A 16218-nucleotide genomic window follows, 5' to 3' on the forward strand; every position below is an offset into this window, starting at 1 on the left:
ACGGGTGGCGCGTGGATGAGAGGTCACGGGCGGGGCGGATAGGGTTGTGGGGCGGAAGGGAGTGTGGCTGGTGAGGGTCTTGGCGGCGATGTCCGGCGGTGTGGATTCGGCGGTCGCGGCGGCGCGAGCCGTCGAGGCCGGGCACGACGTGACCGGCGTGCACCTGGCGCTCGCGCGCAACCCGCAGACCTACCGCACCGGGGCGCGCGGCTGCTGCACGCTGGAGGACTCCCGGGATGCCCGGCGGGCCGCCGACGTGATCGGCATCCCGTTCTACGTCTGGGACATGGCCGAGCGGTTCCACGCCGACGTGGTGGACGACTTCGTCGCCGAGTACGCGGCGGGCCGTACCCCGAATCCCTGCCTGCGCTGCAACGAGAAGATCAAGTTCGCGGCGGTGCTGGACCGCGCGGTGGCCCTCGGGTTCGACGCCGTCGTCACCGGGCACCACGCCCGGCTCGGCCCGGACGGCCTGCTGCGCCGCAGCGTCGATCTCGCCAAGGACCAGTCGTACGTGCTCGCCGTGCTCACCCGCGCGCAGCTGGACCGGTCGGTCTTCCCGCTCGGCGACTCGACCAAGGCGGAGGTCCGCGTCGAGGCCGCCCGTCGTGGGCTGGCCGTCGCCGACAAGCCGGACTCGCACGACATCTGCTTCATCGCCGACGGCGACACCCGGGCGTTCCTCGCCGGACGACTGGGTGAGGCGCCCGGCGAGGTGGTCGACGCGAGCACCGGCGCGGTGGTCGGCAGCCACACCGGCGCGTACGCCTACACCGTCGGCCAGCGGCGCGGCCTGCACCTGGACCGGCCGGCCCCGGACGGCCGACCCCGCTACGTGCTCTCCATCACTCCGAAGACCAACACGGTGACCGTCGGCCCGGCCGAGGCGCTGGAGGTGTCCCAGGTCCGCGCCGAGCGCCCGGTCTGGACCGGCGGTCCGCACCCGGACGCGCCGGTCGAGTGCGAGGTGCAGCTGCGCGCCCACGGCGACGTGGTGCCCGCCACCGTGGCGCTGGACGGCGACACCCTGCACGCCGAGCTGCGCCGGCCGGTCCGCGGCGTCGCCGCCGGCCAGGCCGTGGTGGCCTACCGGCCCGACCCGGCCGGCGACGTGGTGCTCGGCTCCGCCACCATCACCGACTGACCCACAGCGGCGCGCTCGCGGGCTCCGGCCCCGGGCAGCCGCCCACCCGATACCCTGCGGCAGTGACAGATCAGGCATGGCCGTGGCCGGCCGGCGCGGCGACCGGCATCGGCTCGCTACCCGGCACCGACATCGCCGAGGCGCAGCGCATCGTCCTCGGTGAACTCCCGGCCCTGCCCCACCTGCCGGAGCTGCCGGCGCGCGGGCCGGGCGCCGACCTGATCGGCCGCGGCGCCGGCCTCCTGGTCGAGCTGCCGGTGGAGTTGTACGCGGCCCGCTGGCGGATCGCCCCGCGCCCCGGCCGCGACCTGCGCCGCGCCCGGGACCTGATGGAGCGCGACCTCGACCAGCTCGCCGAGCAGGCCGAGGAGTACGCCGGCCCGATCAAGGTGCAGGCCGCCGGGCCGTACACCCTGGCCGCGGCCGTGGAGCTGCCGATCGGCGGACGGCTCCTGCGCGACCCGGGAGCGGTCCGTGACCTCGCCGGGTCGCTCACCGAAGGGCTGCGCGGGCACCTCGCGGCGGTGGCCCGCCGGCTGCCCCGGGCCTCGGTACTGCTCCAGCTCGACGAGCCGTCGCTACCGACGGTGCTGGCCGGCCGGGTGCCCACCGAGAGCGGCCTCGGCGTCTACCGGGCGGTGCAGTCGGAGGACGCCGCGGCGCTGCTGCGCTCGGTCGTCGAGGGGGTCGGAGTACCGACCGTGGTGCACTGCTGCGCGTCGGACGTGCCGATCGAGCTGATCCGCTCCACCGGCGCCGTCGGGGTCGCCCTCGACCTGGCGCTCGTCACCGACCTGGACCCGCTCGGCGAGGCGATCGACGCCGGGCTCGGGCTGCTGGCCGGCGCCGCGCCCACCAGCCCGCCGTCGACCGGTCGCGCGCCGACCTCGGCCGAGGTGGCGCAGCGGGTACGCCAGCTCTGGGACCGGCTCGGCTTTCCGCGCTCGCGCCTCGCGGAGCAGGTCGTGGTGACCCCGGCGTGCGGCCTGGCCGGCGCCACCCCGGCGTACGCCCGGGCCGTGCTCGCCGCGTGCCGCGACGCCGGGCGGCGGCTCGCCGAGGACTGAGGTTTCTCGTCGTACCCCCGGGGCAGGATCACCACCATGATTGGACAGTTGCGTTCAACGGTGATCGACTGCCCGGATCCGCGGGCCCTCGCCGCGTTCTACGCGGAGCTGCTCGGCCTCGACCTGATCGAGGACAACTCCGACGGCGACGACTGGGTGGTGCTCGGCGGCCAGCCGGGGCGCCAGCCGCGACTGGCGTTCCAGAAGGCGCTCACCCTGCGTGCGCCGGCCTGGCCCGATCCGGAGCGCCCGCAGCAGTTCCACCTCGACGTCACGGTCGACGACGTCGAGGCCGCCGAGAAGGCCGCGCTGGCGCTCGGTGCCCGGCGGCTCCCCGGTGAGGGCGAGGGTTTCCGGGTCTACGCCGACCCCGCCGGCCACCCGTTCTGCCTCTGCTGGGACTGAGCCCGGGCCGCCGGCAGATCGGGCGGCGCTGGTGCGCCCGGCGCTCGTGCTCCCGGCGGTCGTGCGTGCGGCGCTGGTGCTCCCGGCGGTCCGTCCTGGCCGGCGTACCTGGCGGCCACGGCTGGGTTGACGCGGCTGGCCGGGGTGGCTGCCGGCGGGCATGATCACAGGCGTGATCGACTCTCCGCTCCGCCGGGCCGCCGGCTCGCTCTTCGGCCTCGCCTACGGTGACGCGCTCGGCAAGGACACCGAGTTCCTCGCCGTCGCCGAGATCGTCCACCGCTACGGCCCGGCCGGCCCGCGCGAGCTCGTCGGAGAACCGGCGCTGGTCACCGACGACACCCAGATGGCCCTGGCGGTCGGCTGGGCGTTGCGTGAGGCCCCGGCGCTGACCCCGCAGGCGGTCGAGCCGCTGCTGCGGCGACGCTTCCTGGACTGGGCGGCCAGCCCGGAGAACAACCGCGCTCCCGGCATGACCTGCCTGCGGGCCTGCGGCGAGCTGGGGCGCGGGTTGCGCTGGCAGGAGGCCACCGTCGCCGGCTCGAAGGGTTGCGGAGCGAACATGCGGGTCACCCCGGTCGGGCTGCTCGACGTCGACGTGGACACTCTCGCCGGGCTCGCCCAGCTCCAGGCCGGCCTGACCCACGGGCACCCGACCGGGCTGGCGGCCAGCGAGCTCACCGCGTACGCGGTGCGGGTGCTGCTCGACGGCGTCGCGCTCCCCGAGCTGCCCGGGCTGCTCGCCGACCGGGCCCGGGAGCAGCGGACCGTCTACCGCGCCGACTGGCTCGGCGACCTGTGGCAACGCACCGGGGCGACGAGCCCCGCGGAGTTCATCGCGGCGGGCTGGGACGAGTGCCTCGTCGCGCTGGACCGGCTGGCCGAGGCGCTGGCCCGCCCCGACGATGGTGGCGACGCGTGCCGGCTGACCGGCGAGGGCTGGGTGGCCGAGGAGGCGCTGGCCACCGCCCTTTACTGCGCGCTGCGGCACCCCGACGACCCGGTCGGTGCGCTCGCCCGGGGTGCCACCACGGCGGGCGACTCCGACTCCATCGCGGCCCTCGCCGGCGCCTTCGTCGGCGCCGCCGCCGGCATGCCCGCCTGGCCGACCCCCTGGGCCACCCAGATCGAGTACGCCGACCAACTGGCCACCCTCAGCACCCCCTCCCGCGACCCGTCGCGCTGATCAAGAGATCCGCGTCAGATCCGTCCGCACCGGTGACGCGAACTTCTTGATCACCGGGGCCGGAGCGGGCGGTGCGGGGCGGGTCAGGTGGAGAGGTGGGGGAGGGTGCGGAGGCGGCGCCAGAGGGCCGGGTCGCAGTCACCGGCGCGGTCCTCGAAGGCCGGCAGGGCAACCCGGATCGGGTCGCTCAGATCGAGGTAGCTGTCGTGGTCGGCACCCGGATCCCAGCCGCTGGTCGGGATCGGCACGTGGTCGTCGCGGTCGCTCTTGTCCTGACTGGTGATCTTGAGGACGTCGGCGCCGCGGGCGTCGGCGCGTAGCACCAGGCACGGGCGAACCTTCGCGCCGCTGCCGTCGGCAAACGGGACGTCGGCCCACCAGATCTCACCGGGGCGGGGCGCACCGGCCGGTGCGCGGTCGGCGGCGCGAGGCCGGGGTGGCGCGCCCGCCCGGCCGGGTCCACGGGTCGGGGCGGAGCGCCCGGCCGGCCGGTTCCGGGAAGCGTCCCGGCGGGTGGTCCGCTGCCGCCGGTCCTGCCAGGCCCAGCCGGCCGCCACTGCCAGCACGATCGCGGCCGCCCAGAGCAACCATTCCGGCATCCGTAGCCTGCCTTTCGTCTACCGCCCGGCGCGGTGCGGCGATCCTCGCACGCCACCCGGCCCACCGCCCGGCTGGCGCTGCGCGGCGGCGTGCCGGAGCGCGGTGCGGCGGGGTACCGAGGGCGCGGGGGATGCGGTCGACGCCGGCGCGGCGGATGCGGCGGCGCGTCGGGTGGCGGGATGGCGGCCGGCGGTGCGGTCGATGCGGGCGCGGGGGATGCGGCGGCGCGTTGGGTGGCGGGATGGCGGCCGGCGGTGCGGTCGATGCGGGCGCGGGGGATGCGGCGGCGCGTCGGGTGGCGGGATGCAGCCGGCGGTGCGGTGGGTGGGCGGCGGATTGTCCCACCGGCCCGATACCGTGCCGGAGTAGCGTGATCAGGGGAGGTCAGAGCGTGTCCGAAGGTGGCGGCGTGTCCGAGGAGCAGATCGGCCAGCAGGTCAGCCCGGCGCAGGAGGCGGCGGCGGGTGGCGAGCCGACCCCGGAGGCGCGTGAGCGGCACACCACGCTCAGCCGCGAGCTGACCGAGCACCAATACCGCTACTACGTGCTCGACGCGCCCACGATCTCCGACGCCGAGTTCGACCGCCAGCTGCGCGAGCTGGAGGCGCTGGAGGCGGAGTTCCCGGCACTGCGCACGCCCGACTCGCCCACCCAGCGGGTCGGTGGCACCTTCTCCACCGACTTCACCCCGGTCACCCACGCCGAGCGGATGCTCTCCCTCGACAACGCCTTCGCCGACGAGGAGCTGGCGGCCTGGGCCGAGCGGGTCGAGCGCGACGCCGGCGGGCCGGTGCCCTACCTGTGCGAGCTCAAGGTGGACGGCCTGGCCATCAACCTCACCTACGAGAAGGGTCGGCTGGTCCGGGCGGCCACCCGCGGCGACGGCCGCACCGGCGAGGACGTCACCGCCAACGTGCGCAGCATCCGCGACGTGCCGGGTCAGCTCGCCCCGTCGGCCGAGTTCCCCGACGTGCCCGAGCTGCTCGAGGTCCGGGGCGAGATCTACTTCCCGGTGGCCGCCTTCGCCGACCTCAACGCCGGCCTGGTCGAGCAGGGCAAGGCGCCCTTCGCCAACCCGCGCAACGCGGCCGCCGGCAGCCTGCGGCAGAAGGATCCGCGGGTCACCGCGTCACGACCGCTGCGCCTGGTGGTGCACGGCATCGGCGCCCGGCGCGGCTTCCAGCCGGTGGCCCAGTCCGAGTCCTACGCGGCGCTCAAGGCGTGGGGTCTGCCGACCAGCGACCGTTGGCGGGTGGTGCCCGACCTCGGCGGCGTCGCCGACTACATCGCCCACTACGCCGAGCACCGGCACGACGTCGAGCACGAGATCGACGGCGTGGTGGTCAAGGTCGACCCGGTCTCCATCCAGGGCCGGCTCGGCTCGACCAGCCGGGCCCCGCGCTGGGCGATCGCCTTCAAATACCCGCCGGAAGAAGTCACCACCAAGCTGCTCGACATCGACGTCAACGTCGGGCGTACCGGGCGGGTCACCCCGTTCGCGGTGCTCGAACCGGTGCGGGTGGCCGGTTCCACGGTGGCGCTGGCCACCCTGCACAACGCCCGCGAGGTCGAGCGCAAGGGCGTGCTGATCGGCGACACCGTGGTGCTGCGCAAGGCCGGTGACGTGATCCCCGAGGTGCTCGGCCCGGTGGTCGATCTGCGGCCGGCCGACGCCCGGCCGTTCGTCATGCCGACCAACTGCCCGGCCTGCGGCACGCCACTCGCCCCCGCCAAGGAGGGCGACGTCGACATCCGCTGCCCCAACACCCGCAGCTGCCCGGCCCAGCTGCGCGAGCGGGTCTTCCACCTCGCCGGCCGGGGCGCGTTCGACATCGAGGTGCTCGGCTACAAGGGCGCCGCGGCGCTGCTCGACGCGGAGATCATCCAGGACGAGGGTGACCTCTTCCTGCTCGACGCCGAGCAGCTGCGGCGATCCCCGTTCTTCGTCAACAAGGACGGCAGCCTGGGCAGCAACGCCGCCAAGCTGCTCGACAACCTCGCCGTGGCCAGGGAGCGGGACCTGTGGCGGGTGCTGGTGGCGCTCTCCATCCGGCACGTCGGCCCGACCGCGGCGCAGGCGCTCGCCCGGCACTTCCGGTCCATCGACGCGATCGACAAGGCCAGCGAGGAGGAGCTCGCCTCGGTCGACGGGGTCGGCCCGACCATCGCCGCGAGCATCCGCGAGTGGTTCGCGGTGGACTGGCACCGCGAGGTCGTCCGCAAGTGGGGCGAGTCCGGCGTACGGATGGCGGAGGAGGCGGTCGACGAGGGCCCCCGACCGCTGGAGGGGATCACCGTGGTGGTCACCGGGACGCTCGCCGGGTTCTCCCGCGACCAGGCCGCCGAGGCGGTGCAGAGCCGAGGCGGCAAGGTGAGCGGCTCGGTCTCCAAGAAGACCGGTTTCGTGGTGGTGGGCGACAACCCGGGGTCCAAGGCGGACAAGGCGGCCAGCCTCAAGGTGCCGGTGCTCGACGAGGACGGCTTCCGCCGGCTGCTCGACGCCGGCCCGGAGGCCGCCCGCGAGGTCGCCCGCGTCGAGGGCTGACGGCCGGCCGGTGGGTGGCGCCGCCGGCTGACCGCCCGGCTGTCGGCCTCCGGCGCCGCCGGCTGACCGCGTATACCAACTTAATTACGACTACGACCGATTCGTGACTGTCATACCGGGAAACCCGGCACCGAGGGCGTTTCATTGGTGCACGGCGCGTGAACGGGCGCGCCGACCGCTTTCCGGGAGGTGTGATGGAGGTCGCCGATCCGCGCAACCTCATCCCGCCCGGGCGGCTGGGGCCGTTCACCGCCTTCATCGGCGGGGTCCTGGCGTTGGCGCTGCTCTTCTCCGCCGGTCCACTCGCGACGCTGCCGGATCAGCTGCCCGACCTGCCGGTGGCGTTCTGGACGATGGCGGCCCTGGCCGTCTTCTGCGACGCCCGGCCCTTCGTCCCGCCCGGCCGGCGGCAGTCCTCGGCGGTCTTCCCGTCCACCTGCTTCACCTTCGCCATCCTGCTCGGGTGGGGTCTGGGCCCGGCGGTGGCGGTGCAGGCGGTGGCCGTGATCGTCTCCGGCTGGCGACTGCGGCACGCCGCCTGGCGCACCGCGTTCAACGTCGGCCAGTACGCCTGCGCCCTCGCCGCCGCGTACGGGATCACCCGGCTCGGACCGGGCACCATCTTCGCCGGCGGTGCGCTGCACTCCTCCGACGTGCTGGCGGTCGCCGGCGCGACGGTGGCCTGGTTCGTGGTCAACTACGGGCTGGTCAGCGCGGCCGTCCGGCTCCGCTTCGGCGACCGGTGGTGGCCGAGCTTCCGCCAGGGGCTGGCGTTCGAGCTGCTTTCCACCGGGTCGCTGCTGCTGCTCGCCCCGGTGCTGGTCGCGGCGGCCCGCACCAGCGCGGCGCTGATCCCGCTGGTGCTGGTGCCGCTCTTCGCCGTCTACCGGATGGCTCGGCTCACCGTCGAGCAGCAGCAGCTCGCCTCCCTCGACCCGCTCACCGGCCTGCCGAACCGCAAGGCGCTGCTGGCCGAAGTCGCCGAGCAGGTGCACCTGCACGCCGAACGGTCGGGGCGTGGAGAGCCCGACGGGCACCTGGCCCTGCTCCTGATCGACCTGGACCGGTTCAAGAACGTCAACGACGCGCTCGGGCACGCGGTGGGCGACCGGCTGCTGGTCGAGGTCAGCCAGCGGCTGACCGCCGTGGTGGACGGCCGGGACATGGTCGCTCGGCTCGGCGGGGACGAGTTCGCCATCGTGATGACCGGCCTGCTGGACGTCGCCGAGGCCCGCGACCTGGCCGACCGGGTGGTGCGGGCGCTCGCCGAGCCGGTACCGCTGGACGGGTTGCCGCTGGACGTCGGCGGGTCGATCGGCATCGCGCTCTTCCCCGAGCACGGCGAGGACTTCGCCACCCTGATGCGCCACGCCGACGTGGCGATGTACGACGCCAAGCACCGCAACGACACCGTCGCCGTCTACGCCGCGGAGTCCGACCACAACTCCGCCGAGCGGCTCGGTCTCCTCGCCGACCTGCGCCGCGTACTCGATGCCGGTCCGGCCCTCGACGACCCCGCCGTCGGTGCGGCGGCCGAGGCTCCGGGCCAGGCCCGGTCGGCGGTCGCGGAGACAGCCGGGCCGGGCTCGACGCGCCCGGTCGCCGAGACACCGGGTGGGGCGCGCGGCGGGGACGGTGCCGCGCTCGCCGCCCCCGACGACGACACCCCCGCCGTTCTGCTCGCCGCTTCCGAGGACCGTGGCGTTGTCGCCGGTGGCGGCGGCGATGCGGGTGCCGCTGGCGCCGCGCTCGCCGGCGGCGGCGCCGGCACGCCGCCCGTCGCCGCCACGCCGGAGGGCGGCCGGTTCGCCCGGTGGCGGCTGCGCCGTCGCGGCCCCCGGCCCGAGGTGGTGCCCGACGACGAGCTGATCAGCCGGATCGTGACCGGGGCCGACCCGACCCGTCGGCGCGCCGGCCGGCCGGCCACGGCGGTGGTCGACCGGGGATCGGTCATCGACCGGCGACCGGCCGTCGGCCGGGGCGGAGCCGTCGAGCGCCGAACCGGCGACGCGCCACCGACGGAGTCCGACGCCGGGACGGGCTCGGGCGGGCCGGCGGGTGCCGGATTCGACGCCGGCGCGCACGTCGGGCGAGCGGGCGGGCGGCCCGGGCAGGACCAGCCCGGAGTGGGCGCACCGGCCCGGGTCAACGGCGATCGCCCGCACCGGGGGCGCTCCGGCGGGCGGGACGCGGAGGCCGACCCGGGCTCCGACGCAGGCGAGATCACCATGTACTACCAGCCGCAGATCGCCATCGCCACCGGCGAGGTGGTGGGGGTCGAGGCGCTGCTGCGCTGGCGGCACCCGCGTCGCGGGATGGTCGACCCGGAAGAGCTGATCAAGGTCGCCGAGCAGAGCGCGGTGATGCGGCTGCTCACCCGCCGGGTGGTGGACGACGTGGTGGAGCAGCTCGCCAAGTGGTCGGCTGCCGGCATCGGGCTGCGGGCCGCGCTCAACGTGAGCGTCCGGGACCTGCACACCGGCGAGATCGCCGACCAGATCGCCGACCGGTTGGCCCGGTACGGCGTACCGCCGGGACGGCTGCAACTGGAGATCACCGAGGGGGCGCTGATGGCCGACCCTCGGCGGGTGCTGGCCACCATCTCCCGGCTGCACCGCATCGGGGTGGCGATCGCCCTGGACGACTTCGGCACCGGCTACTCGTCCCTGCAACACCTGCGCCGACTGCCGCTCTCCGAGGTGAAGGTGGATCGCAGCTTCGTGCTCGGGATGGCCGACGACGCAGACGACGCGGCGATCGTCCGGTCGATGATCGAGCTGGCCGGGGCGCTCGGCCTGCGGGTGGTCGCCGAGGGGGTGGAGGACGAGCGGACCTGGCGGATGCTGCACGCCGCCGGCTGCGATGCCGCCCAGGGCTGGTTCTACGCCCGGCCGATGCCCGCCGAGGAGCTGGTCACCTGGCTGGCCCGGTATCGCCCGGTGCGCCCCACCGGCGGCCCCGACCCGGGCACCCGCCGTCGACACGCCCGCTAGCCCACCCGTCCGGGTGGTCGACGAAGCCGCTGGGCGCCCCGGCCGGCAGCGCCGGATGCGTCCGGTTGCCGGGCGGAGGGGGAGTCGGGGACGCGGCCCCGGCGCGGAACAATAGACTCGCTCCGGTCACCGCGCGTCACTCCGCATCGCCGCGCGGTCGGCAGACAGCCGGACCCAGGACCGTCATGAAGGGGGCACCGATGGCCGCCATCTCCCGCGAGGAGGTCGCGCACCTCGCGCGCCTGTCGCGGCTCGCCGTCACCGAGGAGGAGCTGGACACCTTCGCCGGCCAGCTCGACGTGATCCTCCAGGCGGTCGCCCAGGTCGGCAAGGTCGCCGCGGCGGACATCCCGCCGACCTCGCACTCGGTGCCGCTGACGAACGTGCTCCGCGAGGACGTCGAGACGCCCTGTCTGACTCCCGAGGAGGCGCTGTCGGGCGCACCCGACGTGGCGGAGCAGCGGTTCCGCGTACCGCGGATCCTGACCGAGGATGTGGCCTCATGAGCGACCTGACCAGAATGACCGCGACTGAGCTCGCCGGCCTGGTGGCCGGCGGGGAGACCTCCGCCGTCGAGGTCACCCAGGCCCACCTGGACCGGATCGCCGCGGTCGACGAGCGGGTGCACGCGTTCCTGCACGTCGACGGCGAGGGCGCGCTGGCCTCGGCTCGCGCGGTGGACGAGCGCCGCGCGGCCGGCGAGCCGCTCGGCCCGCTGGCCGGTGTGCCGGTCGCCGTCAAGGACGTGCTCGCCACACGGGGCGTGCCGACCACCGTCGGCTCGAAGATCCTCGAGGGCTGGCGCCCGCCGTACGACGCGACGATCGTCGAGCGGCTGCGCGCGGCCGGCACGGTGATGCTCGGCAAGACCAACATGGACGAGTTCGCGATGGGCTCCTCCACGGAATACTCCGCGTACGGCGTGACCCACAACCCGTGGGACCTGAGCCGGATCCCGGGCGGCTCCGGCGGTGGCAGCGCGGCGGCCCTCGCCGCGTACGAGGCGCCGCTGGCGATCGGTTCGGACACCGGCGGCTCGATCCGCCAGCCCGGCGCGGTCACCGGCACCGTGGGGGCGAAGCCCACCTACGGCGGCACCTCCCGCTACGGCCTGGTGGCGTTCTCCTCGTCGCTGGACACCCCCGGCCCGTGCGCGCGCAACGTGCTCGACGCCGCGCTGCTGCACCAGGTCATCGGCGGGCACGACCCGCGCGACTCGACCTCCATCCCGCAGCCGGTGCCGGACGTGGTGGCCGCGGCGAAGCTCGGCGCGAGCGGCGACCTGACCGGCGTGAAGCTCGGCATCGTGACCGAGTTCATCGGCGAGGGCGCCGAGCCGGGTGTGATGGCGGCGTTCCGCGAGGCGGTCGACGCGCTTACCAAGCTGGGTGCGGAGATCGTCGAGGTGTCCTGCCCCAACTTCACCTACGCGCTGCCGGCGTACTACCTGATCGCGCCGAGCGAGTGCTCCTCCAACCTGGCCCGGTTCGACGGCGTCCGGTTCGGCCTGCGGGTCGGCGACGACGGCAACCGGTCGCTGGAGGAGGTCATGTCGCTGACCCGCGAGGCCGGCTTCGGTCCCGAGGTCAAGCGCCGCATCATGCTCGGCACGTACGCGCTCTCGTCGGGTTACTACGACGCCTACTACGGCCAGGCGCAGAAGGTCCGCACCCTGATCACCCGGGACTTCACCGCGGCGTTCGAGCAGGTGGACGCGCTGATCTCGCCGACCACCCCGTTCGTGGCGTTCCCGATCGGCGCGCGCACCGCCGACCCGTACCAGATGTACCTGGCCGACCTGTTCACCATCCCGACCAACCTGTACGGCGGTCCGGGCATCTCGGTGCCGTGCGGGCTCTCCGACGGTCTGCCGGTTGGTCTGCAGGTGATGGCCCCGACGATGGCCGACGACCGGATGTACCGGGTCGCCGCCGCGTTGGAGAGCGCCGTCGGCACGTTCACCCCACCGGCACTGTGAGGCAGGAGCACCGATGACGACGACACTGCCCGCGTACGACGAGGTCGTGGCGCGCTACGAACCGGTGATCGGCCTGGAGACCCACGTCGAGCTGGGCACCCGCACCAAGATGTTCTGCGGCTGCCCGACCGACTTCGGCGGCGAGCCGAACACCCGGACCTGCCCGGTCTGCCTGGGCCTGCCGGGCTCGCTGCCGGTGGCGAACAAGGCGGCCATCGAGGCGACGATCCGGATCGGTCTGGCGCTGAACTGCTCCATCGCCGAGTGGTGCCGGTTCGCCCGGAAGAACTACTTCTACCCGGACATGCCGAAGGACTTCCAGATCAGCCAGTACGACGAGCCGCTCTGCTTCGACGGCTACCTGGACGTCGAGGTCAACGGGGAGCTGGTGCGGATCGGCATCGAGCGGGTGCACCTGGAGGAGGACACCGGCAAGACGCTGCACGTCGGTGGGGCCACCGGGCGGATCCACGGCGCGACCGAGTCGCTGGTCGACTACAACCGGGCCGGCATCCCGCTCGTCGAGATCGTCACCAAGCCGGTCCCCGGCACCGGTGAACTCGCGCCCGAGGTGGCCCGCGCCTACGTCACCGAGCTGCGTGACGTGATCCGCTCGCTGGGCGTCTCCGACGTCCGGATGGAGGAGGGCTCGCTGCGCTGCGACGTGAACACGTCGCTGAACCTGCCCGGGCAGGAGTGGGGCACCCGTACCGAGACGAAGAACGTCAACTCGCTGCGCTCCGTCGAGCGGGCGGTGCGCTCGGAGATGCTGCGCCAGGCGTCGGTGCTCGACGCGGGCGGCCGGATCATCCAGGAGACCCGGCACTTCCACGAGGACACCGGCGACACCACCCCGGGCCGGTCCAAGGAGACCGCGACCGACTACCGGTACTTCCCCGAGCCGGACCTGGTGCCGCTGGCCCCGGACCCGGCGTGGGTGGCCGAGCTGAAGGCGGCCCTGCCGGAGCTGCCCCGGCTGCACCGGCGCCGGCTTCAGGAGCAGTGGGGCCTCTCCGACCTGGACATGCAGTCGGTGCTCAACGCCGGCGCGGTCGAGCTGATCGAGCAGACTGTGGCCGTCGGCGCCAGCCCGGCCGCGGCACGCAAGTGGTGGCTGGGCGAGTTGTCCCGGCGGGCCAACGAGACCGGCGTGGAGCTGACCGACATCGGGGCCACCCCGGCCCAGGTGGCCGAGCTGCAGGGCCTGGTCGACGCCGGCAAGCTCAACGACAAGCTGGCCCGGACGGTGCTGGAGGGCGTGGTCGCCGGCGAGGGTTCGCCGACCGAGATCATGACCAACCGGAACCTGGAGGTCGTATCGGACACCGGCGCGCTCACCGCCGCGGTGGACGAGGCGATCGCCGCCAACCCGGCCATCGCCGAGAAGGTCCGCAGCGGCAAGGTCGCCGCGGCCGGCGCCCTGGTCGGGGCGGTCATGAAGACCACCCGCGGCCAGGCCGACGCCAAGACCGTCCGTGAACTGATCCTGGCCCGCTTCGGCGTCCAGGGCTGATCCTGCGGCCAAGGGCCCCTTTCCGACGCCTCCGGGCGGCGGAGGGGGGCCCTTGCTGACACCCCCGCCGCTCGCCGTCCCGGCCGGCGCGACCCCGCACCCCTCGGAAGGCGTCAACGGCGACGCCCGGATGGAGCCACCGTGAACCAGCACGACCTCGACGTCCTCGACGAGATCCAGCGGCGGGTGCTCTGGCTCGCCACCCGGATCGTGGACGCGGCGAACCACGACCGGAGCACCGGCGACGGTGTGAAGGTCGGCGGGCACCAGGCGTCCAGCGCCTCGCTGGTCACCGCGATGACCGCGCTCTGGTTCGCGCACCTGGACGGCGCCGACCGGGTGGCGGTCAAGCCGCACGCCTCCCCGGTGTTCCACGCCATCCAGTACCTGCTGGGCAACCTGGACCGCTCCTACCTCACCCGGCTACGGGCCCGCGGCGGCCTGCAGTCCTACCCGTCGCGCACCAAGGATCCGGACGAGGTCGACTTCTCCACCGGCTCGGTGGGCCTCGGCGCGGCGGCACCGCTCTTCGCCGCGGCCACCCGGCGTTACGTCGACGCGCACTTCGGCGCCCGACCGCGGTCCCGGTTCATCGCGCTGATCGGTGACGCCGAGCTCGACGAGGGCAACATCTGGGAGGCCGTCGCCGACCCGGCCACCACCGGTCTCGGCGACGTCATGTGGCTGGTCGACTTCAACCGCCAGTCGCTGGACCGGGTGGTCCCCGGGGTGCGGATCAACCAGTGGCGGGGTCAGTTCGAGGCGGCCGGGTGGCACGTGGTCGAGGTCAAGTACGGCCGCAAGCTCGCCGCGGCGTACGACCGACCGGGCGGCTCCGTGCTGCGTGACTGGATCGACGCGATGCCCAACGAGCAGTACCAGTCGCTCTTCGGGCTGGCCGGGCCGGCGCTGCGCAAGCAGTTCCTCGACGGCGCGCCGGCCGAGGTGGGCGCGTTCGTGGCGGACATCGGAGACGACGAGCTGGGCCCGCTCGTCACCGACCTGGGCGGGCACGATCTGGCGGCGCTGCTCGACGCGTACGCCCAGTGCGACGCGGTCACCGACCGGCCCAGCGTGGTGTTCGCGTACACGGTGAAGGGTTGGGGACTGCCGATCGCCGGCAACCCGCGCAACCACTCCGCGTTGCTCACCGGCGAGCAGGTCGAGGCGCTGCGGGTCGCGCAAGGGTTGACCCCGGAGACCGAGTGGGACCGGCTCGACCCGGCGTCGGAGGCCGGCATCCGGGCCGGCGAGCGCCGGGAGGCGCTGGCCCGCGCGCCGCGCGAGCGGGCCCTGGGGGTCACCGTCCCGGAGAGCACCCGGGTACGCGCGAACAAGCCGGTCTCGACCCAGGAGGTCTTCGGTCGGGTGCTGGTGGAGCTGGCCCGCGACGCCGAGGTGGGCCGGCACCTGGTGACCACCGCCCCCGACGTGGCCACCTCCACCAACCTCGCCGGGTTCATCAACAAGACCGGGGTGTTCGCCCCGACCGCCCAGCGCTCCTGGACCGAGGACCGGATGCTGCGCTGGACCGAGGGCCCGACCGGGCAGCACATCGAGCTGGGCATCTCGGAGATGAACCTGTTCCTGCTGCTGGGTCAGCTCGGTCTCGCCTGGGATCTCTCCGGTCAGCCGCTGCTGCCGGTCGGCACGGTCTACGACCCGTTCGTGCTGCGCGGGCTGGACGCCTTCCTCTACGGCACCTACTCCGGCTCCCGGTTCGTGGTCGCCGGCACCCCGTCCGGGATCACCCTGGCCCCAGAGGGCGGCGCGCACCAGTCGACCATCACCGCCTCGGTCGGGCTGGAGCTGCCGGGAGTGACCTTCGTCGAGCCGGCGTACGCGGTCGCCCTGGACTGGCTCCTCTGCGACGCCCTCGGTCAGATCGCCGCCGGGGCGGCCCCGCCGGCGACGGCCGCGCCGACCGAGGACGGCGCGTACTACTTCCGGCTCAGCACGCGACCGCTGGACCAGGCGCCGTTGGAGGCGGCCCGGGCCCGGCTGGGCGACGCGGTGCTGCGCCGGCAGGTGGTGGCCGGCGCGTACCGGCTGGTCGACGCCCACCAGGCGTACCCGCACCTGGTCAACGCGCCGGTGGTGCAGCTGGCCGCGTCGGGCGCGGTGCTGCCCGAGGTGCTCGCCGCGGCGGCGGAGCTGGCCGACGAGGGCATCGCCGCGCACGTCGTGGACATCACCTCGCTGGACCGGCTCTACCGGGCCTGGCAGCGCACCCTGCGGCAGGGCGTGCGCACGGCGACGGTGCCGAGCGTGCCGGGCGCGCTCCGTTCGGCCTTCGACCACCGGGCGCCGGTGGTCACGGTGCACGACGCGGCCTCGCACGCGATGGCCTGGCTCGGCTCCGCGCTGGGTGTGCCCGCGGTGCCGCTCGGGGTGGACGAGTTCGGCCAGTCCGGCAGCGTCGCCGAGTTGTACGAGCTGCACGACCTGTTGCCCGGCAGCATCGTCAACGCCGCCCTGGCCGCCCTGGCCCTACGCTGACGGCGCTGCATCGGCACTCACTGTCGGTGAGTGTGGACGGCTGGCGTCGGGTGTGACCGAGCGTCACGGACCGGCTTCCGGCCGGCACACCGCCGCAGCGCCTTTGCTCTGCTTCAACGACGGCAACACCGCCCTGACCAGGGTGAGTGCCTGACGGGTCCGGTTGACGGCGGCCTGGTCGCCGTCGCTCGCGGTGACTGTTGCCTCTGGTGAAGCAGAGCAAAGGCGACGAGGGGGTCACCCGCCTGGGCGGCGGACATCACCCTCGGTCGCGGTCTGCCCGCCCGC

Annotated in this window: 11 protein-coding genes; 10 read left to right on the top strand and 1 reads right to left on the bottom strand. The window is 74.3% G+C overall.

Annotation, left to right across the window (positions count from 1 at the left end; translation table 11 throughout):
• The first annotated feature begins 70 nt into the window (after positions 1-70).
• The 4 genes from mnmA to AB0C04_RS12670 all read left to right on the top strand — a co-directional run bounded on the left by mnmA (position 71) and on the right by AB0C04_RS12670 (position 3802).
• A complete protein-coding gene (gene mnmA, locus AB0C04_RS12655) occupies positions 71-1144 on the top strand; it encodes a tRNA 2-thiouridine(34) synthase MnmA (protein ID WP_357052522.1) in 1074 nt (357 codons plus the stop codon).
• Positions 1145-1206: 62 nt separating this feature from the next.
• Positions 1207-2211 (top strand): methionine synthase, encoded by a 1005-nt coding sequence (locus AB0C04_RS12660; protein WP_357052525.1) that lies wholly within the window; start codon positions 1207-1209, stop codon positions 2209-2211.
• A 36-nt stretch (positions 2212-2247) separates the two neighbouring features.
• Positions 2248-2616 (top strand): VOC family protein, encoded by a 369-nt coding sequence (locus tag AB0C04_RS12665; protein ID WP_357052528.1) that lies wholly within the window; start codon positions 2248-2250, stop codon positions 2614-2616.
• A 172-nt stretch (positions 2617-2788) separates the two neighbouring features.
• Positions 2789-3802 (top strand): ADP-ribosylglycohydrolase family protein, encoded by a 1014-nt coding sequence (locus AB0C04_RS12670; protein WP_357052531.1) that lies wholly within the window; start codon positions 2789-2791, stop codon positions 3800-3802.
• Between the two features lie 83 nt (positions 3803-3885).
• On the opposite strand, the gene AB0C04_RS12675 is transcribed toward AB0C04_RS12670, so the two are convergent.
• Positions 3886-4401: a type II toxin-antitoxin system PemK/MazF family toxin gene (locus AB0C04_RS12675; RefSeq protein ID WP_357052534.1), complete on the bottom strand. Its 516-nt coding sequence runs from the start codon at positions 4399-4401 to the stop codon at positions 3886-3888.
• 410 nt (positions 4402-4811) lie between these two features.
• On the opposite strand from AB0C04_RS12675, the gene ligA reads away from it, so the two are divergent.
• The 6 genes from ligA to AB0C04_RS12705 all read left to right on the top strand — a co-directional run bounded on the left by ligA (position 4812) and on the right by AB0C04_RS12705 (position 15930).
• The gene (ligA, locus tag AB0C04_RS12680; RefSeq protein ID WP_357052537.1) at positions 4812-6947 is read left to right on the top strand and encodes an NAD-dependent DNA ligase LigA; all 2136 of its coding nucleotides are present in this window, start codon (positions 4812-4814) and stop codon (positions 6945-6947) included.
• A gap of 194 nt (positions 6948-7141) precedes the next feature.
• Positions 7142-9940 carry a bifunctional diguanylate cyclase/phosphodiesterase gene (locus AB0C04_RS12685; RefSeq protein WP_357052540.1) on the top strand — a complete coding sequence of 933 codons (2799 nt, stop codon included), beginning with the start codon at positions 7142-7144 and terminating at the stop codon, positions 9938-9940.
• A gap of 200 nt (positions 9941-10140) precedes the next feature.
• Positions 10141-10446, top strand: a complete 306-nt coding sequence (gene gatC, locus AB0C04_RS12690; protein WP_350869484.1) for an Asp-tRNA(Asn)/Glu-tRNA(Gln) amidotransferase subunit GatC — start codon at positions 10141-10143, stop codon at positions 10444-10446.
• Positions 10443-11918, top strand: coding sequence for an Asp-tRNA(Asn)/Glu-tRNA(Gln) amidotransferase subunit GatA (gene gatA / locus AB0C04_RS12695; RefSeq protein ID WP_357052544.1), 1476 nt, complete (start codon positions 10443-10445; stop codon positions 11916-11918). Before gatC ends, gatA begins: the two co-directional genes overlap by 4 nt.
• 13 nt (positions 11919-11931) lie before the next feature.
• Positions 11932-13431 (top strand): Asp-tRNA(Asn)/Glu-tRNA(Gln) amidotransferase subunit GatB, encoded by a 1500-nt coding sequence (gatB, locus tag AB0C04_RS12700; RefSeq protein WP_357052547.1) that lies wholly within the window; start codon positions 11932-11934, stop codon positions 13429-13431.
• A gap of 141 nt (positions 13432-13572) precedes the next feature.
• Entirely contained in the window at positions 13573-15930 is a 2358-nt protein-coding gene (locus AB0C04_RS12705; RefSeq protein ID WP_357052550.1) for a pyruvate dehydrogenase, read from the top strand.
• Positions 15931-16218: the final 288 nt, after the last annotated feature.

The sequence above is a fragment of the Micromonospora sp. NPDC048909 genome, from assembly GCF_040649635.1.
Lineage (GTDB): Bacteria > Actinomycetota > Actinomycetes > Mycobacteriales > Micromonosporaceae > Micromonospora.

Coding starts and splice junctions, on each gene's coding strand:
- AB0C04_RS12665 (WP_357052528.1), top strand. CDS start 2,248: ATGATTGGACAGTTGCGTTCAACGGTGATCGACTGCCCGGATCCGCGG.
- AB0C04_RS12675 (WP_357052534.1), bottom strand. CDS start 4,401: ATGCCGGAATGGTTGCTCTGGGCGGCCGCGATCGTGCTGGCAGTGGCG.
- AB0C04_RS12685 (WP_357052540.1), top strand. CDS start 7,142: ATGGAGGTCGCCGATCCGCGCAACCTCATCCCGCCCGGGCGGCTGGGG.
- gatC (WP_350869484.1), top strand. CDS start 10,141: ATGGCCGCCATCTCCCGCGAGGAGGTCGCGCACCTCGCGCGCCTGTCG.
- gatA (WP_357052544.1), top strand. CDS start 10,443: ATGAGCGACCTGACCAGAATGACCGCGACTGAGCTCGCCGGCCTGGTG.
- gatB (WP_357052547.1), top strand. CDS start 11,932: ATGACGACGACACTGCCCGCGTACGACGAGGTCGTGGCGCGCTACGAA.